This window comes from Rhizobium aethiopicum (assembly GCF_900094625.1).
In the GTDB taxonomy this organism is placed as follows: domain Bacteria; phylum Pseudomonadota; class Alphaproteobacteria; order Rhizobiales; family Rhizobiaceae; genus Rhizobium; species Rhizobium aethiopicum.
Window position 1 is genome coordinate 200,363 of sequence record NZ_FMAJ01000004.1, and the last position, 20,272, is coordinate 220,634.

Sequence of the window (20,272 nt, forward strand, 5' to 3'; positions counted from 1 at the left end):
TCACGACACCGGGCGACGTGAAACTTCAGGTCTGCCCGGTGGAATTCTGAAATTCCGAGCACGCACATGGACCTCTCGAAGATCAAGACGCTGATCGACTTTGTCGGACGATCTAATATTACCGAGCTGACCGTGACGGAAAAGGACGTGACGGTTCGGATTTTTCGCACGTCGCCGGGAGAGATCACTATTGCCGGGGCCTCCCAAAAGCCGGAATCGACGATCAGTCCCGTCACCGATGCGCCTTCGAGGGCTGAAAAAACCTCCCATGGGGTGAAGGCGCCCGTCTTCGGCGTGCTGCACCGGGCACCGGCGCCCGGCGAGCCTCCTTTCGTCGCGATCGGTGACCAGGTGGAGGAGGGGCAGACCCTTTTCATCATCGAGGCAATGAAGGTCTTCAACACGATCGCCGCGCCGCGATCAGGGCGCATCACGCATTTGACCGATATGGACAGTGGCGAGGTCGAGACCGGCGACCTGCTGGCGGAGATCGGCTGATGCCGGAAACGCTGGAACAATCCGCTGCCCCAGGGGGCCGTTTCGACACCGTCCTCATCGCCAATCGCGGCGAGATCGCCGCCCGGATTCAGCGCGCCTGCCGCGAACTCGGCCTCAAGACGGTTGCCATCTGCTCCGAGGCCGACAGGCACGCGCCCTACATCGCGACCGCGGACAGATCTCTGTGCATCGGTCCCTCCACTGCCGGCAAGAGCTATCTCAATCAGGATGCCATTCTTCTCGCGGCGCGCCTGACCGGCGCCGGCGCCATTCATCCCGGTTACGGATTTCTATCGGAAAATGCCGCATTCGCCGACGCCGTCGAAAAGGCTGGGCTGACCTTCATTGGTCCGACGGCTTCATCGATCGCGACGATGGGCGACAAGATCGCGGCAAAGCGGGCGATGATTGCGGCCGGCGTCCCTTGCGTTCCCGGCCCTGATAGCGCGCTGCCCGACGACCTCGCCTCGATCGAACGCATAGCGCTGGAGATCGGCTATTCCGTCATCGTCAAGGCATCAGGCGGCGGCGGCGGCCGCGGCATGCGCGTCGTTCCGAAGGCCGACCAGCTGCATGAAGCGATCGCCCTGACACGCGAGGAGGCGCGCAAGGCCTTCGGCTCACCCTCGCTCTACATGGAGAAATTCCTGGAGCATCCGCGCCATATCGAGATACAGGTTCTTTGCGACGACCACGGCAATGCCGTGTGGCTGGGACATCGGGATTGCTCGATGCAGCGACGCCATCAGAAAGTTGTGGAAGAGGCGCCGGCGCCTGGGATTTCGCCCGATATCATTCGGCCGGTCGGCATGGCCTGCGTCGAGGCCTGCCGCCAGATCGGCTACCGCGGCGTCGGCACTTTCGAATTCCTCTATGAGGACGGCGCCTTCCATTTCATCGAGATGAACACGCGGCTTCAGGTCGAGCATCCCGTCACCGAGCTGACAAGCGGGGTCGATATCGTCCAGGCGCAGATCAAGGCGGCACAAGGTGACGTTCTGAACCTCGTCCAGAGCGACGTAACCTGCGAAGGCCACTCGTTCGAATGCCGCATCAATGCCGAAGATCCCGACACCTTCCTGCCGTCGGCAGGTGTCATTACCCACCTGGCTTTCCCCGAGGGGCCGGGCATCCGCGTCGACACCTGTATTCATCCCGGCTACAGGGTCTCGCCCTATTACGATTCGCTGATCGCCAAGTTGATCGTCCATGCGCCGACGCGGGCGAAAGCGATGGCCAGAATGTGCGAGGCGCTTGCCGGCACTGAAATCGAGGGCATCGCCACCAACATCCCCTTCCTCTGCGCCCTGTTCGAGGACCACGCATTCGCCCGCGGCCAGACCGATATCCATTATCTTGAGCAATGGCTGAAGCTGCGGAGGGCGGCCGCATGAGCGCGATCGATTTCAGCGATCCGGCGACCATCACATTGCTGACCGACGCGCTGATAGCTGCGGGCGTGGAAGGCCTCGAAATCTCCCGGCCGGGCGGACAGCTTCGCATCGTCACCTCAGGGGAGGGCAGCGCCCAAAAGAGCGCGCGTGAAGCAACGCCCCGTTCTTCGGGTTCCCCTCCTGTAGTCGTAAACGCGCCGATGGCGGGCCGCTTCTGTGTCGATCACTCCGCATTCTGCGCCGCACACCGAAAGGTGCCGCGCTCCGTATCCGAAGCCGATGTCGTCGCCTTCGTTGGGGTAGGGCATATTCTGCTTCCCCTTCGCGCCGGCCGTTCCGGTCGTTTGACCAGGCTATTGGCCGAACCGGGTGCATTGGTCGGCTTCGGCGATCCACTGTTCGAAATCGAGTCCCCATCATGATCGTCACGACGAACAGGCACGCATCGCAACGCGAGATCATTCCGGCCACCAAAAGCCGGGCGCGGGTTTCCTCGATCGGCGCCAGATCCTTCCTGCTCGAGGCGCCGGGCGATTTCGATCTTGCCGCGCAGCGGCGGATCTGGGCTCTCTCCCGGACCGTGAAAGGCTGGGCGGACCTTGCGGAAGACATTCCGGGGATGACCAACCTGCTGGTGATTTTCAAGGAGACGCCCGAAGATCCCGATGCGGTGGTCGCCCGTCTCCTCGATGCATGGGCGAATGCCGAGAGCATCGATCTCGACGGCAAGACCATCGAAATCCCCGTCCATTACGGCGGCGAACATGCGAGCGATCTTCCGGCCCTTTGTGATCTCTCGGGCCTGACCGATCGCGAGGTGGTGCGCATCCATCATGAAGCCACCTATCGTGTCTTCGCCGTGGGCAGCGCGCCCGGTTTCGGTTATCTCCATGGCCTCGATCCGCGCATCTACATGCCGCGCAAGACCGTACCCTCGCTGAAGATGGCGAAGGGCTGCGTGACCATCGGCGGCATGCAGACCGGCGTCGCCATGCTGACAGGGCCGAACGGCTGGAATTCCATCGGCTTCGCGACGCTTGAGATGTTCGACCCCAATTCGCCGAACCCGGCCATGATGGCGCCGGGAGATACGGTGCGGTTTCTGCCGGCGAGGCTCGAGCTATGATCGAAATTCTGGAAAGCGGCCCTTTCAACACCGTGCAGGATCTTGGCCGTCCCGGCTATCGCGATATCGGCGTATCGGCGAGCGGCGCGATGGATCCGCTTGCGGTCCGGATCGGTAATATTCTCCTAGGCAATGACGAGAATGCGGCCGCTATCGAGGTGCAGACTTTCCCGTTCAGTCTGCGTTTCGAGCGGCGCGTCGCCTTCGCCGTGACCGGCGCCGACGGCAATCCTCATCTCGACGGATCGGAACGGCTTGCCTGGTGCGCCTATATCGCCGAGCCGGGCCAGGTTCTCGAACTGAAGCGGCCTCCGCGGCTTGCGCGCTCCTACGTCACGCTTGGAGGCGGGCTGGATATCCCTCTCGTCATGGGCTCGCGCAGCACGTCTCTGCGTGGCGGCTTCGGCGGCAATGCTGGCCGGCCCCTGGCGAAAGGCGATCGGATTGCGGTCGGCGAGAACGCGGAGATTGCCATGATGCCGGCTACGGGCCTCGCCGTCGTCGAGCCAGCTGCAGCACTCAGCGATGTCTTCCCGGCCCCGGTCGACGGCGTGCTGCCGATCCGCGCCCTGCCGGCCGGCGAGCACGATCTTTTCGCAGGAGATGGCGAAGCCTTCTGGAGCCAGAGCTGGAGGATTTCCTCCCGAAGCGACAGGACCGGCTACCGCCTGTCAGGCGAACCGATCCAGCCGACGGCATCGATCGAGATGCGCTCCCACGGCGTCGTGCCCGGCGTAATCCAGGTGCCGCCCGGCGGCGAACCGATCGTGCAGATGAGCGATGCGAACACCGCCGGCGGATATCCGAAGATCGCCGGCGTGATCGAATGCGATCTTTGGCGGCTCGGGCAGGCTCCCATCGGCGCCCGCCTGAGCTTTGTTCGCTCGACGCATGCCGAAGCGCGCGAGGTCGAACAGGCCGTTGCCCGCTATGTCGACGACGTCAAGCAAACGTCCCTGATGGTCAAGCGCGCTTTGAAGGCGATGGCGTAGGACCGTCGCAAGGAGGAACCGATGAAGATCGATCTGAATTCCGACATGGGTGAAGGGTTTGGCCCCTATCGGCTTTGCGACGACGAAGCGATGATGAAAATCGTCTCCTCGGCCAACATCGCCTGCGGCTTCCACGGCGGTGACCCCGACACGATGGGGCGCATGGTCCGGCTTGCGAAACAGAATGGCGTCGGCATCGGCGCTCATCCCGGCCTGCCCGACCGGCTCGGCTTCGGCCGGCGCGAAATACCCTTCTCGGCAGACGAGCTTCGCCAGCAGATGCTCTACCAGCTCGGCGCGCTGATGGCGATCGCGAGAGCCGAGCGGGTCACCGTCTCCCATATCAGCTTCCATGCGGCCATGGGCAATATGGTCAACCGCGATCCCGCCCTCGCCGACCTGATGATGGATGCGATTGCTACCGTGGACCCCGGTCTCGCGGTCTTCGTCACGTCGGGCAGCGAGATCGAATCGGCGGCCAGACGTGCGCGCCTGAAGACGCTGGCACTTTTCCTCGCGGACCGGGCCTATGACGCCGCCGGCAGACTTGTCGCACGCGGGCTCCCTGGTGCCCTCGTCAAGGACGAAGCCGACGTGCGCGCCCGCGTGAGAAAATTCCTGCTCGACGGAACCGTCCGGACGATCGACGGCGCCGTGATCGCCATGCCGGCGCGCTCCATTCTCGTTCACAGCGACACGCCCGGCGCCCTCGAACTTGCCGGCATCGTTCGCGGCGAAATCGAAGCTACGGGCGCGGCACTCGCTCCCGCTGCCGAACTCGTCGAATGACACAAGTCCGATCGCCCGCGGGCGGTCCACAACTTCAATCCTCACCGAAGGACCATTCCGATGTCCATCAAAGCCGACCGCCTGAAGAACGTCTCCATTTCCGCATCAGCCGCCATGACCCAGCGCGCCAGGGAACTTGCCGCCCAAGGGATCAAGGTCGTCAGCCTCTCCTCCGGCGAGCCGGATTTTCCCACCCCGGCGCACGCGATCGAAGCGGCGCATGCCGCAGCGCTTGCGGGCGATACGAAATATCCGCCGATGGACGGGACGCCGGCGCTCAAGGCCGCCGTCATCAGGAAGTTCAAGCGCGACAACAATCTCGACTACGACGCCAGCCAGATCGTCGTCTCGGGCGGCGGCAAGCAGGTGATCTTCAATGCGATGCTGGCCACCTGCAATCCGGGTGACGAGGTCGTCATCCCGACGCCTTCCTGGGTCAGCTATGCCGATATCGTCAAATTCGCCGGTGGCGTCCCGGTTCCTGTCCCCTGCCACGAGCAGGCCGGCTTCAAGCTTCGCCCGGAGGATCTGGAGGCGGCGATCACGCCACGCACCAAATGGCTCTTTCTGAACTTCCCGAACAATCCCACGGGTGCGGCCTGCTCCCGGGCCGAGATGGCCGCGATCGCCGAGGTCATGCAGCGCCATCCCAATGTCTGGATCATGACCGACGACATCTACGAACACCTCGTCTATGACGACTTCCAGTTCTGCACGATCGCGGAAGTCGAGCCGCGATTGTACGATCGCGTGCTGACGATGAACGGCGTCTCCAAGGCTTACGCGATGACGGGCTGGCGGCTCGGTTTCTGCGCCGGCCCGAAAGAGCTGATTGCAGCCATCAGCAACGTCAACGGCCAGAATGGCGGTGGCATCGCAACGCTCACCCAGGCGGCCGCGACCGCGGCGCTCGACGGACCTCAGGATCTCCTGAAGGAGCGGGCGGCGATCTACAAGACGCGGCGCGACTTCGTCCTCGACAAATTGTCGGAGGTGGAAGGGCTGCGCTGCCACCGACCCGAAGGCGCTTTCTACATCTATCCCAACATTTCAGGGCTGATCGGCAAGACGAGCAAGGGCGGTCGTAAGATCGAGACCGACGTCGATTTTGTCATGGCGCTGGTGGACGAGCATCATGTCGCGACCGTGCAAGGCGCCGCTTACGGGATGAGCCCCTTCTTTCGTATTTCCTATGCGACAAGCCTGGAAAAACTCGCCGAAGGCTGCGCCCGCATCGCTGAGTTCTGCAAGGATATGCGCTGACGCGCGACGGCCTTAGGTTTTCAGCCGCGCCGTCAGCTCGAGAAGGATGTCGCGCACGGCAAGGGCCGGCTCCGACAAGGGATTCTGGTCGGAAACGCAAAGCGACAAGGTTTCCTCTATTCTCGGCGAGACGAGCCGGCAGATCAGCGGCTCGCCCGATTCCGAGACGATGCGATCGGCGATGGCTTTCGGCATGATCGTCGCGCCGAGACCGCTCGCGACCGCACGCGCGAGGGTGCGCACGATTTCGACTTCCGCCACGACCTTCAGGTTAGTGCGCGTGCGGGTGAAGGCGGTATCGACCGCCCGGCGGACGAAATTATAGGCCGGCGGCAACAGCATCGGTATCCCGTCGAGCGCGCCGACCGGAACGGGTTTCGCATCCGCCTCGATCGCAAAATGGCGATGGGCGACCAAAAAGAATTCTTCGCTGAGGATCGGCTCGAACCGCACCCCCTTGATCGGCCCGGTTCCATGCAGAAGCGCCATCTCCAGCCGGCCGTTCATGATCATCTGGCTATAGGTCTGACCGACGCTTTCAGTCAGATGCAGCAGGATGCCGGGATGCAATTTCCGGGTTTCGGCCAGCAGATCGACCGAGAGCGTCGCAGCACTGCTGAACGGCACGAGGCCGACGGATACCCGTCCGGCAAGCGAATTGCCGGCGGCCGAGGCATCGGCCTGCGCCTGCTCCATCTGCCGAAGGATGATCTGCGCATGGCGATATACCGCATGCCCCGCATCGGTCATGCTCACACCCTGCTGGCTGCGGATCAGCAGCTTGTGGCCGAAATGCTCCTCCAGCCCCGCAAGCTGCTGGCTCAGCGCCGGTTGGGCGATATGCAAGAGATCCGCCGCGCGCGTGATGCTGCCGCTGTCGACGATCACGATGAAAGATTTGAGGCGTCTGATGTCCATGAGGATCGGGGTACCATTCTGATCTGCATGGCGCCATGTTTGCAGAGGCGCTTTGCTTTTGCAACGCGACGCAACCGTCGATCCGCCGGGCTTGCCTGAGGCACGCACACCGCAAAATGGCGCCGACATCGCCTCTTTCTCTACTTCGCCAGCCGCCCAAGGCTCCATAACCGTTGCTTATTGCTCCAGAGATAATCGGTCTTAGGCAAGGGGTTAAAGCTTCGCTACTGTTCTACCAACAACAAGGGAACGACAATGCCATTCTCCGACTACAAGACCGCACTGGTGACCGGCGCATCTTCGGGAATCGGCGCAGCCGTGGTTGAGCGGCTCCGTCGGGAGAACATCGAGGTTCATGCTGTCGCTCGCAGCGCTGAGGCACTGCAGCAGCTGGCCGCGCGGACGGGCTGCATCCCTCATGTCATCGATGTGACCGACCGACAGGCGATGGCCGAGCTCGCCGCTCGGGTGGAATTCGACATTCTCGTCAACAATGCCGGCGTCGACCGGCCGAAGAAGTTCCTGGAAGCCGACGAAGGCGACATCGATCTCATCGTCGACGTCAATCTCCGGGCAGTGCTGCACCTCTGCCGCCTGGTGGTGCCAGGCATGGTGGCGCGCGATCGCGGCCACGTGATCAATATCTCGTCGATCGCCGGCGCCTATAATTTCGGCGGCAACTCATCCTACCACGCCACCAAGGCCGGCGTGAGCATGCTCTCCAACCAGCTGCGGCTCGACGCTTTCGGCAAGCGGGTACGGGTCACCGAAATCTGCCCCGGCCGGGTCGCCACCGACATTTTCAATCACGTCCATGGCAACGACCCGAGCATTCGGGAACGGTTCATCGACGGTTTCGAGCTGCCGCAGGCTACCGATATCGCCGACGCGATCGCCTTCGCGATATCAGCTCCGATCGCCGTCAACATCGGACATATGGAGATCACGCCGACGCTTCAGGTCATGGGCGGCCTTCAGACGGCCAAGCCACAGCCGGCGGCGACGACTGATCAAGCCGGGGAACCAAAACCGTGAGCGGTTTCGACCTATCGGCAATCGTGGGAAATCCCGAATATGCCGCCATGCTGCTGCATGGCATCGAGATGACCTTCATCATCTATGCCGGATCCTGGTCGCTGGCGATGGTATTGGCACTTCTGCTGCTCGGTGTGCGGTTGTCGCCCGTTCGTTTCGGCAATCCGTTGGTCGCCGCTTACGTATCCTATCACCGCAACGTCCCGACCCTGGTGCAGCTCATGCTCTGGTATTTCGGGATCTTCACGCTGATGCCGAGCGGCATCGCGACATGGCTTGCAAGCCATAATGCGGAAGCCATTTTCGCGGTGATCGGTCTCGGGCTCTGCCAGGCAGCCTATTTCAGCGAAGATCTTCGTTCGGGCGTACGCTCGGTCAGTGACGGCCAGATGCAGGCGGCCCGTGCGCTCGGCCATGGCTACGTCTCGGCGATGCGCTTCGTCATCATGCCGCAGGGCTTACGCAACGCGCTGCCGCCGCTCATCAATCACAGCGTCTCGCTTTTCAAGAACAGCAGTCTTGCCGTCGTCATCGGCGCGTCGGAGCTGACGCATGCCGTCAAGGAAATCGAAAACCTCAGCTTCCGCACCTTCGAGATCTACCTGATCGGCACGGTCCTCTACCTCTTCTTCTCGCTCGTGATCATGAGCATCGGCGCCTATCTGTCGATGCGCGCCGATCCTGCCCGGAGTGCGCGGGCATGATCCAGGACATGATCGCCATCGTCCGCGACTACTGGCTGCTGCTCCTGATCGGCCAATATCCGAACGGGCCGCTCGGCGGGCTCGCCAATACGCTGATCCTTTCGGCGCTCAGCATCGCTCTCGCCTTTCCGGTAAGCATTCTGTTCGCAATGGCGCGGCTTTCCAAATCGCCGCTACTGCGCTGGCCGGTCACCGCGCTTGTCTATTTCACCCGCGGCGTGCCGCTCCTGATGCTCATCCTGTGGAGCTATTTCCTGGTGCCGCTCCTGACCGGCGCCGATGTGCCGAGCTTCGTCACCATGCTGACGACGCTCGTGGTCTATCAGAGCGCGTTTCTCAGCGAAGTCGTCCGCGCCGGCATCGTCGCGCTCGGACCGGGCCAGATGGATGCCGCGCGTGCGCTTGGCCACGGCTATATCGGCGCGATGCGTTACATCATCCTGCCGCAGGCGCTCTACAACATGATCCCGAGTATCATCTCCACGTTCGTCTCGACGATCAAGGATACGACGCTCGGCTATGTGATCAACGTGCCGGACCTGACCTTTGCGGCAAGCCAGGTCAACAACCAGCTCCTGACGCAGCCCTTCCAGGTCTTCCTCATCCTGGCGATCGTCTACTTCATCATCTGCTGGACGCTCACCTATTTCGCAAATCGCCTCGAGCGGCGCATCACGCGGCGGCGTGCGGGACTTCTCAACATTCCCACGACCTCCCTGGTCACGCCAGCGAAAATCGTATCGGAGCAGTTATGACCACGTCAGTTCCCGCGCAGCAAGCGCAGACGATCCGGCTTTCGCAGGTCTGCAAGAGCTACGGCGACTATCCGGTCCTGAAGGACATCGATGCTGAGGTCGCGCGCGGCGAGGTGGTCGTGATCTGCGGTCCCTCCGGTTCGGGAAAATCCACGCTGATCCGCACGATCAATCGCCTGGAGGAGATCAACAGCGGATCAATCACGCTCGACGGGCAAAACATCCACGCGTCGATGCGGGCGAAGGAGCTCAACGCAATGCGCAGCCGGATCGGCTTCGTCTTCCAGAACTTCAACCTCTTTCCGCATCTTTCGGTGGCTGAAAATGTGTCGATGTCGCCGATCCGGGTGAAAGGCGTGGCGCCCGATGTCGCGCATGAAAAGGCGCTCAAGCTCCTCGACCGCGTCGGCCTCGCCGACAAGGCCCGGGCCTATCCCGGCCAGCTCTCGGGCGGCCAGCAGCAGCGGGTGGCGATCGCCCGCGCCCTTGCGATGGAGCCGCCGGTGATGCTGTTCGACGAACCGACGAGTGCGCTCGACCCCGAAATGGTCGGCGAAGTGCTCGCCGTCATGAAGAGCCTGGCGTCGGAAGGCATGACCATGCTCTGCGTCACCCACGAAATGGCTTTCGCGCGCGAGGTCGCCGACCGGATCTGGTTCATCGATGCCGGTCAGATCATCGAAATGGCGACGCCTGAGGACTTCTTCACCAATCCGACCCATCCCCGGGCTCAGCGTTTCCTCGCTGATCTCAGGCATTGATACCAACCACCAAAAACAAAGGAGAACAGCAATGAGGAAATACCTCAGCCTTACCGTCGCATTCGCCGGCCTGGCCGCAGCCATGCCCGCAAAGGCCGATCAGCTCGATACCATCATGTCGGCAAAGACCCTGCGCTGCGCGACTTTCGCCGACGTTCCTCCCTTCGCTTCGCCCGATCCGAAGACCCGCGAAATGGCCGGTTTCGACGTCGATCTCTGCAGCGCAATCGCCAAGGAGCTTGGCGTCAAGGCTGAAATCAAGCCGGTTTCGGTCGAGGCCCGCGTGCCCGAGGTCAAACTCGGCCGCGTCGACATCACCGTCGCCAACCTTGCCTATACGCTGAGCCGAGCCGAGCAGATCCAGTTCAGCGATCCCTATTATCTCGCTAAGGAAATGCTGATCGTACCGGCCGACGATGCCGGCAAGACGAAGGCCGATTATGCCGGCCAGCGCATCGCTTCGACCAAGGGCTCGACCTCGGAAATGTCGATCAAGCTCAACAAATCGGAACCGCTGACCTTCCAGGATACCGCCTCGGCCTATCTCGCCGTTCAGCAGGGCAAGGCGCGCGGCATGGTGGCGAACACCATGACGACGACCAAGTTCGTCAATGAATCGAAGAGCAAGGGCAAACAAATGCGGATGATCGAGGAGCCGATGCTCTACCAACCGATCGGCATCGGCATGGCCAAGGATCAACCGGCGCTGACCGCCAAGATCAACGAGATCCTGCACAAGCTCGACGCATCAGGCGAGATCAACAAGATCTGGGACAAGTGGCTCGGCCCGAGCACCGAATACAAGATGACCCGCACCGACAAAGTCGTGCCGCTCACGCAGCTGAAGTTCGACCCGATCCCGTAGACCGACCGGTCTCGGAACCTCCCGATGACAATCAACCGAAATAAGACGGCGGGATTTGCCCGCCGTCTGCCAACGATGTGAGGCATCCATGATTCATATAAAAGATATCGCTGAACGGCCCAGCAAAGCTGACATCGAGGCGGTTTCGAAATTTTCGCCCGCGACCATTCACGAAGCCCAGGGCCGCCGCGGCGCACTCTCCTCGCGCCTTAAGCCCGTCGATTACCGCATGAAATTGTGTGGTCCGGCATTCACGGTCAAATGCGCGCCGCGCGACAACATCATGCTGCAGCTCGCCATCAACTATGCAAAGCCGGGCGATATCATCGTCGTCTCCGCCGGCGAATACGAAGAGGCTGGTTCCTTCGGCGATGTGCTTGCCAATGCCTGCCTTGCAAAGGGCATCGGCGGTCTCGTGACCGATACCGGCGTGCGCGACACGCTGCAGCTGCGGGAACTCGGTTTCCCGGTCTTCTCGCTCAGCGTCTGCATCAAGGGGACGGTCAAGGAATCAATCGCCGCGGTGAACGACCCGATCATCGTCGGCGGTGAAACCATCAATCCGGGCGACATCATCGTCGGCGATGCCGATGGGCTGGTGGTCGTGCGCAGGCACGAAGCCCAGGAAGCCACCAGGCTCTCGCAGGCCCGTGAAGACGCCGAGGCCGGCTATATCGCCGCATACAAGCAGGGGAGGTCGGTCATCGAGGTCAGCAATCTGGCGCAAGTGCTGAAAGCCAAGGGCCTTGTCGTCGACATCTGAGACGGCATTGACGCCGTCATTACAAGACGGCCGTATAAGCTTGGCTCGCCTGCAGAGATTTCTACAGCTCCGTCTGGACACTATTATGGACACATGTTCTATAAAGCGGACAGACTTGTTGGGAGCAGGCGATGCATCTTTCCATGTGGACATACCCCTGGGACGTTCAGGAGCAGGGGGTCCGCCCGCTCGCCGCCGAGCTTACCGGCCGGGCGGGCCTGACAACGGTCAGCCTGGCGACCTCCTATCATGCCGGCCGTTTCCTCCAGCCGCGCAGTCCGCAGCAGAAGGCCTACTTCCCCGAGGATGGGACGGTCTATTTCCGACCGGATGAAAGCCTGTGGCAGAACAAGCTTATCCGGCCGCTGATGGCACGGAATGTGACCGAACGCGGCGACATGCTCGAAGCGCTCGTCAGGGAGCGGGAGACGACAGGTCTCAAGGTCTCCTGCTGGACGGTCTGCCTCCACAATAGCCGCCTCGGCATGCTGCATCCCGACCACGTGACACGAAACGCCTTCGGCAATCCCAACTATTACAACCTCTGCCCTTCCAGCCCGGCGGCGCGCAATTATGTCGTCACTCTCGTGCAGGACATCACGACGAACTACCGGCCTGACATGGTCGAGCTCGAGAGCCCCAACTTCATGGGCTTCGCGCATGAATACCATCACGAAAAAGACGGCGTCGGCCTAAATGCCGAAGATGATTTCCTGCTGTCGCTTTGCTTCTGCAATCATTGCACCGCGCGCGCCGAAGCGGCTGGCGTGCCGGTCGAAGGGGCACGCAGAACGGTTGCGCACTTCATCGCCGAACTCTGCGAACGGGCCGTGCCGGAGCGGCAGTTCCCGGATTTCCCGGCAGCCGGCATCGAGGCCTTCCGCGACCATCCCGATCTCTATGCCTATCTCTCATGGCGCTGCGAACCGGTGACGAGCCTTATCGGCGAGATCAAGGCCGCGGCCGATCCGGCGAGCCGCATCGTGCTTATCGACCTGAAGGACGGCTGGCTCGGTGGCGTCGATCTCGCGGCGGTCGGCAGGCTCTGCGACGGCGCCATTCTCTGCTGCTACGACATGGAGCCCAATGCCGTCGGCGATGTCATCCGCACCGGCCGGGCGGCACTTGGATCGGAAAAATTTCTCGGGGTCGGCCTGCGTGTCTTCTATCCCGAAGTTGGCGAAGCCGCGGTGCTCGCCGCCCGCGCCAGGGCCGCCGTCGATGCCGGTGCCGACGGCGTGAACTTCTACAATTACGGCCTCATCCCGGCAAAGCGGCTCGACTGGATCAGGGCGGCGGTTGCCTCCATAAGCTAAGCCGCGATCGGCTCGGCAACCTGGATCAGGCAGTCGCCGGCCTGACTGCCGCAATGCAGCCTATGGGAAATGACGATGCCGTCCTCGGCAAAGCGCAGTTCTTCCTCCGGCTGCTCCAGGCGTTCCAGATCGTGATACCATCCGGCGAGATCGCCGGCGGAAACGGTGGCGCCGAGGGCTGCGGCCGGCTCGAACCAGCCTCTGCGGTTGGCGTAGATGCCTTGGCTGTGCCGGGAGAGCGAAAGCAGCTGCAACGGCCCCGGCTCCGGGAGCGGCGCTCGGGAAAGGACCGGACACCCGACGATACCGAGCGTGACAAGCAACCGGTCGATCGCCGCCGCCGTGAAGGCCATCGTCTCCGGCGTCACGGTTCCGCCGCCGCCGAATTCGCCGGAAAGACCGATGATCCCGGCCCGTGCCGCAGCCCCCATCGATGTCGGCGCCGCTGACCCATTGTCGGCGATAAAGGCATGCGACGCGCCCATCGCGCGCATCAGCGAGACGGATCGCTCAAAGCGATCGGCATCGGCCTGCCGTTCGATCAGCGTGCAGGGCAGGTGGGCCATCGATGTGCCGCCCGAATGCAGGTCGAGCATGACGTCATGGCGCGGAAAGAGGTCGTGCTCAAGGAAATGCGCCAGGCGCGCCGTCGGCGACCCTATGGGATCGCCGGGAAAGGCCCGGTTGAGATTGCCGCCGTCGAAGGGTGAGCAGCGCCTGCCCGCCATCACCGCCGGCAGGTTCGCCAGCGGCAGGATGGTGACGGCGCCGCGGATATCCGCGACGTCCAGCAGCCGCATCAGCCGCCCGAGCTGGAGTTCGCCCTCATATTCGTCGCCATGATTGCCGGCCGTCAGCAGCAAGGACGGTCCCTCGCCATTCCGCAGCCGAAGGATTGGAATGCGGATCTGATAATAGGGCGAACGGTCGACCGAATAGGGGATGGCGAGATGACCGGCCTGCCGGCCCTCGCGCGAAAAGTCGATCGGGTTGACGAGGCCGCTGTGCATGATCTCTCCAGTGCCGGCGGTTGCCGTGCCGTTACAGCGCCGCGACCGCGGTCATTTCGACCCGCAGATCGGGATCGGCGAGGCGTGCTTCGGTGCAGGCGCGGGCCGGCGGGTTTTCGATATCGATCCAGCTGTCGTAGACGCCGTTCATCGCCTCGAAATCGGTGATCGCCGGCAGAAAGACATCGACGGCGAGGAGGCGCGAGCGATCCGTGCCGGCTTCCTTCAAAAGGGCGTCGATCTTGCCGAGCACGTCTCTAGTCTGCTCTTCGATACCGGCCTTGCGGTTTTCCGCCACTTGGCCGGCAATATAGACGAGACCGCCATAGCTGACGGCTTGGCTCATACGCGAACCTTTCTGGTAACGCTGGATCATGCAGCTTTTCCTTTTCTTGCTTTTGGAGGGAAAGTTCAGCCGAAGCTCGTGAGATAGGCGGCCGTCACCGAATGGTCGGGGCCAAGGCCGTAGAGAATGGCGTGTCGGTCAAGGCAGGTGCAGGGATGCGAAATGCCGAACTCGATAACATCGCCGACGGAAACGTCACTGCCGTCGGCAAGTGCCACGAAGGCATGCTGGTCGTTGAGGCGGGAAACTTCGGCGCTGAGATCGGCGAGATACGCCCCATCGCGATAGAGCGCCAACGGCCGCGGCAGGCCCTGGTCCATCGCCACGTCGCGCATGCCCATGCCGCAGATCGCAAGCCGCGGCTCCGGCCGCGACAAGACCTCGGCCCAGACCCTGAGCGCCGGACGGAACCCGGCCGTGGCGGAAACAATCTTGTCGCCGATGCGAAAGCAGCCGCGCGCATCGAGGCCGGCAAGGCCGCGCTCGTAAATGCCGTGATCGTGGAAAAAGATCGCGCCGCTGCGCAGCACGAGCCGGCAGGCGGGATCGGCCAAGACGGTGGTCGAAAGCCGCGCCACCACCACGTCAAAAAACACCGAACCGCCTGCGGTGACAAGAAGGGGCCGCTCTTTGCCGATGCGGGTGCGTATATTCGGCAGAAAATCCGATGTCATCGCCATCAGCGTGTCGATACGAAGCATCGTCTCTTCCGCATCGGCGGTCGCGGCAGCACCCTCATAGGCGGCGATACCTGTCAGCCGGAAGGCCGGCGTCTCTACCGCCAGGATCGCGTCGAGAACTGCCGCCGCGGCTTTCGCGCTGCGCAGACCGGCGCGGCTGGCGCCGAACTCCACCATGAGGCCGAGAGGCGGCAGATCCGCGCGCTCCTGCCAGGCGGACGCGAGCGCCTCGACGAGCGCCGTCGAATCCACGAAGACATGCAATTCCGCATCGGGATAATGGCCGAGCAGGGCCGCAAGTCGGCGGGCGGCGGCGATCCCGCCGATCTCATTGGCGAGGATCAGCCGGCGCTGTCCCGCCTTGAGCAGGACGGCGGCCTGGCGGATGTCGGCAACGGTCGTACCCCAGGCGCCCGCCGCCAGAAGCGCCCCCGCCAGCGCCGTCGACATCGGCGTCTTGGCGTGCGGCGCGATTTCGATGCCATGGCTTTTCACATAGGCCATCATCAGGTCGACATTACCGGCGAAGGCCTGCCGGTCGAGCGAGATCAGCGGCAGGGCCATCCTGCCGTCGAAGGGCTTCCACCCCTGTTTGCCGATTTCCGAGGGCGGAAGCGGCGGATGGCCCGGCGGAAAACCGCGCACCCGCTCATCGATCAGTATATTTTCCCTGGCGGCATGAAGGTCAGACATGGCGGCCTCTCCCGATCTCGGCCGGATCGTCCAAACCGAGGCGATAGGTGTCGTTGGCTGTGGCAAGGAACACGGCGCGCTGCTCGTCGAGAGAGAGCCCGCCGGCAACCGTGCGGAAAACCTCATAGACCTCGTCAAAAGAAGCGTGCAGGCCGGCGACCGGAAAGTCGCTGGCAAACATCGACCGCGCCGGACCGAAACAATCGAGGCAATGTTCGATCACCGGTCGCAGGCTTTCGAGCGTCCACGCGTGATCATAGGCGACGAGATCGGAAATCTTGAGCCGCACGTTGGGCTCTCTGCCGAGCGCCCGCAGGCCGCGGCGCCAGAGCGCCATGCCCTCCTGCGTCCGGTCGACGGGGCTGCCGCCGTGGTTCAGTACGAAAAGCGTCTCCGGAAAGGCCTGTACGAGTTCGAGCGCTTCAGCCATCTGCCAGGGATAGAGCATCAGGTCGAAGACCAGCCCGAGCCGCGTCGCTTGAGCAAGCCCCGCCCGCCAGGCAGGATCGCTCATGCGATCCGGACGCGACGCGAAACTCTTCGCTGCATCGGCATGCCAGCTCAGAATATCGCGAATGCCGACGACATTGGGATTTTCCGCTTCCGCCTCGATCAGACGCGGGGCGTCCGGCCGGTCGAGGGCAATGCCGGCGACATAACGGTGCGCCACGCCGGAGCTGCGGTCGAGACCGTCAAGCCAACGGCTCTCCTCTAGCGGATAGGCAGCGGACCAGCCGGCCTCGACATGCACCGTTGCTACGACATTCTGGTGCGCGGCGTCGGCGCGATAGTCGTCGATGCCATAGTCGCGCAGGATCGGCGCTAAGCTACCGAACACCATCCCTTCACCGGTCTCCCGCGCTTTCTGAAGCCAGGGGTGACGCTGCAGGCCGAGGTCCCAGAGATGGTGGTGCGGGTCGATCACCGGCCCGTCGTAGCGTCCCGTCATCGGCGCGCCTCGCGCCCGGAAACGAGCAGAAGCGCGAGGATTAGCGTGCCGAACATGATCGACCGCCAGCCGGGCGAGGCGTTGACGACGGTGATCAGCGCAGTCGTGGTGACGAGCAGGATCGCGCCGGGAATGGTCCCGGCATAGGTGCCGCGGCCGCCGAGGATGGAGGTGCCGCCGAGCACGACGGCTGCGATCGACGTCAGCAGATAGGGGTCGCCGATGCCGACATAACCCTGCCGGTTCATGCCGAGCACGAGAATGCCCGCCAGCCCGGCGAAGAAGCCGGACAGGGTATGGACGATCAGCGTGTTGCGGGTGATGCTGACGCCGGAAAGCCGGGCGGCGAGCGGGCTTGCGCCGAGCGCCAGGAAACGGGCGCCGATCGGCATGCGATGGACGAGCAGGAGGACGACAACTGCAACGGCAAGCCAGAGAATGATGCCCGAGGGAATGCCGAGCGGCCGCGCCTGCCCGAGCAGAATGACCGCCGGATTGCTGACGGTGACCGCACTGCCGCCGGCGACGATGACGAGCAACCCTTGCAGGAAGGTCGCCATGGCAAGCGTCATGATGATCGGCGGCACGCGAAGATAGGCGGCTCCGGCGCCGTTCATCAGGCCGATGCCGGTGGCGATGGCAAGGGCAGCCGCGATGCCGGCAAGGCCGGTCGGATCCCAGGCAGGCGACATCAGCGGCAGCAGGATCGCCGTGACGGTAATGACAGCGCCGACGGAAAGATCGATGCCGCCCATCAGGATGACGAGCGTCTGCCCGGCGGCGACAATGCCGATCACCGCGGCGAGTTCGAGCAGATAGCGCAGATGGCCATAGGCGCCGAAACCACGCAGCGTGAAACTCGCAACGATCCAGACAAGCGCCACCAGAAGCAAGGTCAGAAGCGGCGGATTGCGCAACGCGGACCGGATGATGTTCATCGTCTTGCCCTCCATGCCCCAAGAAGCTCAGGAACGGCGACCGCCCCGACGATGATCAGGCCTTGCGCGACATATTGCGCAACCGGCGGGAAACCGAGGAAGAACATGACGTTGATCATGACCGAGAGCAGCAGGCTGCCGCAGATCGCCCCGCGCATGGTGCCCTTGCCGCCGAGGAAACCCACCCCGCCGAGCACAGCCGCGGCAATCGAGTTCAGCGTGAAGGGCGTGCCGATCACAGGATCGCCCGAGCCGGTCTGCGCCGCGACGAAAAGACCGGTCAGCGCGGCAAGAAGGCCGGAGAGCGCGAAGGCTGCGATCTTCACCCGTTCGACCGCGACACCGGAGCGGAATGCGCCGACCGGGTTGTCACCGGCCGCATAGATGCCGAGACCGAGCGGCGTCGCCAGGAAAGCCTTCCAGAGCGCCAGGATCACCACGAGCAGCAGGAAGGCGACGGGCGTATGGCCGGCGAGCACGGTCGACAGCCAATCGGGAATGGACCCGCCCGGTCGCGGCAGCAGGATGAGCGCGATGCCGCTGATGATGAAGGAACCGGCAAGCGTGACGATGATCGCCGGCAATCTCAGATACGTGACGATGGCGCCGATGACCGCGCCGATCAAAAGGCCGGCGAGCGCGACCGCAAGAATACCCCCGGAGACGCCGAGCGCTCCTTCCATTGTCGTCGCCGCGATCACAGCGCCGAGGCTGACGAGTGGGCCGATCGCCAGCATGATGCCGCCGTTCAGCATGAGCAGCGCCTGCGCCATGGTGACGAGCGCGAGCGGGAACCAGTTCTGTGTGAACTTGGAGAAGCCGCCGATGGAAAGGATGCCGGGAAAGAGCATGGCATACAGGATTAGAAAGGCGGCGACGACGAGATAAAGGCCGGCGAGGCCGCGATTGCGGCGGAGCTGGATCGAGCCGTAGAGGGACGACGAAATCGTGCTCATGCCGCCGCTCCCTGCGTCGTGGCCGCAATGCCCATGGCTGCGCCGACGATCGCGCCTTCGGTGATCGCATCGCCCGACAGCACGGCCGCGACGCGCCCCTCGCGCAGAACCACGACGCGGTCGCAGAGATGCACGAGTTCGGGCGTGTCGGAACTGGCGAGAATGACGAGCCGCCCCTCGGCGGCGAAGGCGCGCAGCATCAGGTAGATCTCACGCTTGGTTTCGATGTCGACGCCACGCGTCGGATCGTTGAGCAGCAGAACCGACGGATCGAGCGGCAGCCATTTGGCGAGCGCCACCTTCTGCTGGTTGCCGCCGGAAAGCGCCTGCACCGGGCGGGCCGTATCGCCCTTGATCGTCAGGCGACGCGCGAGATCGGCGATCAGGCCGTTTTCCGCAGGCCGGTCGCGTAACCCCTTGCGGGCGAGCCGTCCGAGCGAAGGCAGGATGAGATTGGAAGCAATGGAGTGGGGCAGTACCAGTCCCTCGTGCTTGCGGTCGGCCGGCACATAGACGATACCGGCCGCATTAGCCGCACCGACATCGGCGGGCAAGCCTGACTTGCCCGCTACTTCCGCACGCGCGACGGAGGCCGGGATCGCGCCGTAGAGGCCGAGCAGCAGGTCTTCCTGGCCTTGTCCCACCAGCCCGCCGATGCCGACGATCTCGCCGGCGCGGGCGGAAAAGCCGATATGGCGCACCATGCCGGCGGAAAAATCTTCGACGTTGATGCGTATTGCGCCCGGCTCGGTCGCGGCGCGCGGCGGGAAAAGGTCGCCGGTTTCACGGCCGACCATCAGGCGGACCAGGCCTTCGCCGTCGATGCCGGAGAGTGACTGGTCGGCCGTGACGCCGCCGTCCTTGAGCACGGTGACGTGCGAGCAGAGCGCCTGCACCTCGTTGAGGCGGTGGGAAATATAGAGAAGCGCGGTGCCGCGAACCTTGAGCGTCTCGATGAGGCGGGCAAGGGTGCCGGCTTCGTGCGCGGAGAGCGACGAGGTCGGCTCGTCCAGGATCAGCACGCGCGGTTTGCGGAACAGCGCCTTGGCGATCTCCACCATCTGACGGCGGCCGAGCGCGAGATCGGCGACCGGCATGTCGAGCGGCTCGGTGAGCCCGACCATGTCGCAGACATCCTGCACGCGGCGATGAAGCGCTCTGTAATCGATGAGTCCGAACCGGCGCGGAAAGGCGCCGGTCCCGATGTTTTCGGCAATCGACAGGCTGGCCGTCAGGCTCAGCTCCTGCTGAACGACGGCGATGCCCGCCGCCCGCGCCGCCGCCGGGCTGAAGCGGCCGACCGGCCTGCCGTCGACAAGGATCGACCCGCTGTCCGGCTGGAGGGCGCCGGACAGGAGATTGATCAGCGTCGACTTGCCTGCGCCGTTTTCACCGAGCAGGGCGTGAACCCTGCCCGGCTGAAGGGCGATATCGACCCCCTTCAAAACGGGGTTGCCGAAAAATCCCTTGAACACCTGCCGGGCTTCCAGCAGGGGCCGTTCTTCCGTCATGACGGTTTCC

General features: G+C 63.6%; 22 protein-coding genes. 14 read left to right on the forward strand and 8 right to left on the reverse strand.

The window, feature by feature from the left end:
• Positions 1-66: 66 nt before the first annotated feature.
• From GA0061105_RS10745 to GA0061105_RS10775, 7 genes are read left to right on the forward strand one after another with little or no spacing between them, the layout of a single operon-like run.
• The gene (locus tag GA0061105_RS10745) at positions 67-498 is read left to right on the forward strand and encodes an acetyl-CoA carboxylase biotin carboxyl carrier protein (protein WP_092750048.1); all 432 of its coding nucleotides are present in this window, start codon (positions 67-69) and stop codon (positions 496-498) included.
• Positions 498-1,892, forward strand: coding sequence for an acetyl-CoA carboxylase biotin carboxylase subunit (locus GA0061105_RS10750; RefSeq protein ID WP_064695097.1), 1,395 nt, complete (start codon positions 498-500; stop codon positions 1,890-1,892). Before GA0061105_RS10745 ends, GA0061105_RS10750 begins: the two co-directional genes overlap by 1 nt.
• Entirely contained in the window at positions 1,889-2,314 is a 426-nt protein-coding gene (locus tag GA0061105_RS10755; protein ID WP_064695098.1) for an acetyl-CoA carboxylase biotin carboxyl carrier protein, read from the forward strand. Before GA0061105_RS10750 ends, GA0061105_RS10755 begins: the two co-directional genes overlap by 4 nt.
• Positions 2,311-3,018: a 5-oxoprolinase subunit PxpB gene (gene pxpB, locus GA0061105_RS10760; RefSeq protein WP_092750050.1), complete on the forward strand. Its 708-nt coding sequence runs from the start codon at positions 2,311-2,313 to the stop codon at positions 3,016-3,018. The genes GA0061105_RS10755 and pxpB overlap by 4 nt, the downstream gene beginning before the upstream one ends.
• A complete protein-coding gene (locus tag GA0061105_RS10765) occupies positions 3,015-4,010 on the forward strand; it encodes a 5-oxoprolinase subunit C family protein (RefSeq protein WP_092750052.1) in 996 nt (331 codons plus the stop codon). Before pxpB ends, GA0061105_RS10765 begins: the two co-directional genes overlap by 4 nt.
• 21 nt (positions 4,011-4,031) lie before the next feature.
• Positions 4,032-4,799 (forward strand): 5-oxoprolinase subunit PxpA, encoded by a 768-nt coding sequence (locus tag GA0061105_RS10770; RefSeq protein WP_064695101.1) that lies wholly within the window; start codon positions 4,032-4,034, stop codon positions 4,797-4,799.
• A 60-nt stretch (positions 4,800-4,859) separates the two neighbouring features.
• Positions 4,860-6,062, forward strand: coding sequence for a pyridoxal phosphate-dependent aminotransferase (locus GA0061105_RS10775; RefSeq protein WP_092750054.1), 1,203 nt, complete (start codon positions 4,860-4,862; stop codon positions 6,060-6,062).
• A 12-nt stretch (positions 6,063-6,074) separates the two neighbouring features.
• Here the strand turns inward: GA0061105_RS10775 and nac are convergent, their stop codons facing one another.
• Positions 6,075-6,980, reverse strand: coding sequence for a nitrogen assimilation transcriptional regulator NAC (gene nac / locus GA0061105_RS10780; RefSeq protein WP_092750338.1), 906 nt, complete (start codon positions 6,978-6,980; stop codon positions 6,075-6,077).
• A gap of 255 nt (positions 6,981-7,235) precedes the next feature.
• Between nac and GA0061105_RS10785 the strand changes: the two genes are divergently transcribed.
• The 7 genes from GA0061105_RS10785 to GA0061105_RS10815 all read left to right on the forward strand — a co-directional run bounded on the left by GA0061105_RS10785 (position 7,236) and on the right by GA0061105_RS10815 (position 13,179).
• Entirely contained in the window at positions 7,236-8,015 is a 780-nt protein-coding gene (locus GA0061105_RS10785; RefSeq protein WP_092750056.1) for an SDR family oxidoreductase, read from the forward strand.
• Positions 8,012-8,719, forward strand: a complete 708-nt coding sequence (locus GA0061105_RS10790; RefSeq protein WP_092750058.1) for an amino acid ABC transporter permease — start codon at positions 8,012-8,014, stop codon at positions 8,717-8,719. The genes GA0061105_RS10785 and GA0061105_RS10790 overlap by 4 nt, the downstream gene beginning before the upstream one ends.
• Positions 8,716-9,474 (forward strand): amino acid ABC transporter permease, encoded by a 759-nt coding sequence (locus GA0061105_RS10795; protein ID WP_092750060.1) that lies wholly within the window; start codon positions 8,716-8,718, stop codon positions 9,472-9,474. The genes GA0061105_RS10790 and GA0061105_RS10795 overlap by 4 nt, the downstream gene beginning before the upstream one ends.
• Positions 9,471-10,235, forward strand: coding sequence for an amino acid ABC transporter ATP-binding protein (locus tag GA0061105_RS10800; RefSeq protein ID WP_092750062.1), 765 nt, complete (start codon positions 9,471-9,473; stop codon positions 10,233-10,235). The genes GA0061105_RS10795 and GA0061105_RS10800 overlap by 4 nt, the downstream gene beginning before the upstream one ends.
• 31 nt (positions 10,236-10,266) lie before the next feature.
• Positions 10,267-11,100, forward strand: coding sequence for an ABC transporter substrate-binding protein (locus GA0061105_RS10805; RefSeq protein WP_092750064.1), 834 nt, complete (start codon positions 10,267-10,269; stop codon positions 11,098-11,100).
• An 88-nt stretch (positions 11,101-11,188) separates the two neighbouring features.
• Entirely contained in the window at positions 11,189-11,863 is a 675-nt protein-coding gene (locus tag GA0061105_RS10810; RefSeq protein ID WP_092750066.1) for a 4-carboxy-4-hydroxy-2-oxoadipate aldolase/oxaloacetate decarboxylase, read from the forward strand.
• A gap of 131 nt (positions 11,864-11,994) precedes the next feature.
• A complete protein-coding gene (locus GA0061105_RS10815; RefSeq protein WP_092750068.1) occupies positions 11,995-13,179 on the forward strand; it encodes a hypothetical protein in 1,185 nt (394 codons plus the stop codon).
• Here GA0061105_RS10815 and GA0061105_RS10820 read toward each other — a convergent pair.
• Genes GA0061105_RS10820 through GA0061105_RS10850 form a run of 7 tightly spaced genes read right to left on the reverse strand, consistent with a single transcriptional unit; the run spans position 13,176 to position 20,262 of the window.
• The gene (locus GA0061105_RS10820) at positions 13,176-14,189 is read right to left on the reverse strand and encodes a succinylglutamate desuccinylase/aspartoacylase family protein (protein WP_092750070.1); all 1,014 of its coding nucleotides are present in this window, start codon (positions 14,187-14,189) and stop codon (positions 13,176-13,178) included. The two genes, GA0061105_RS10815 and GA0061105_RS10820, sit on opposite strands and share 4 nt — an antisense overlap.
• 31 nt (positions 14,190-14,220) lie before the next feature.
• Positions 14,221-14,565: a RidA family protein gene (locus GA0061105_RS10825; RefSeq protein ID WP_092750072.1), complete on the reverse strand. Its 345-nt coding sequence runs from the start codon at positions 14,563-14,565 to the stop codon at positions 14,221-14,223.
• A gap of 35 nt (positions 14,566-14,600) precedes the next feature.
• Positions 14,601-15,908, reverse strand: coding sequence for an alanine racemase (locus tag GA0061105_RS10830; protein ID WP_092750074.1), 1,308 nt, complete (start codon positions 15,906-15,908; stop codon positions 14,601-14,603).
• A complete protein-coding gene (locus GA0061105_RS10835) occupies positions 15,901-16,857 on the reverse strand; it encodes an amidohydrolase family protein (protein ID WP_092750076.1) in 957 nt (318 codons plus the stop codon). Before GA0061105_RS10835 ends, GA0061105_RS10830 begins: the two co-directional genes overlap by 8 nt.
• On the reverse strand, positions 16,854-17,795 hold the full coding sequence (locus GA0061105_RS10840) for an ABC transporter permease (RefSeq protein ID WP_092750339.1): 942 nt from the start codon (positions 17,793-17,795) through the stop codon (positions 16,854-16,856). Before GA0061105_RS10840 ends, GA0061105_RS10835 begins: the two co-directional genes overlap by 4 nt.
• On the reverse strand, positions 17,792-18,751 hold the full coding sequence (locus tag GA0061105_RS10845; RefSeq protein ID WP_092750078.1) for an ABC transporter permease: 960 nt from the start codon (positions 18,749-18,751) through the stop codon (positions 17,792-17,794). Before GA0061105_RS10845 ends, GA0061105_RS10840 begins: the two co-directional genes overlap by 4 nt.
• Positions 18,748-20,262: a sugar ABC transporter ATP-binding protein gene (locus GA0061105_RS10850; protein ID WP_092750079.1), complete on the reverse strand. Its 1,515-nt coding sequence runs from the start codon at positions 20,260-20,262 to the stop codon at positions 18,748-18,750. The genes GA0061105_RS10845 and GA0061105_RS10850 overlap by 4 nt, the downstream gene beginning before the upstream one ends.
• Positions 20,263-20,272 lie beyond the last annotated feature (10 nt).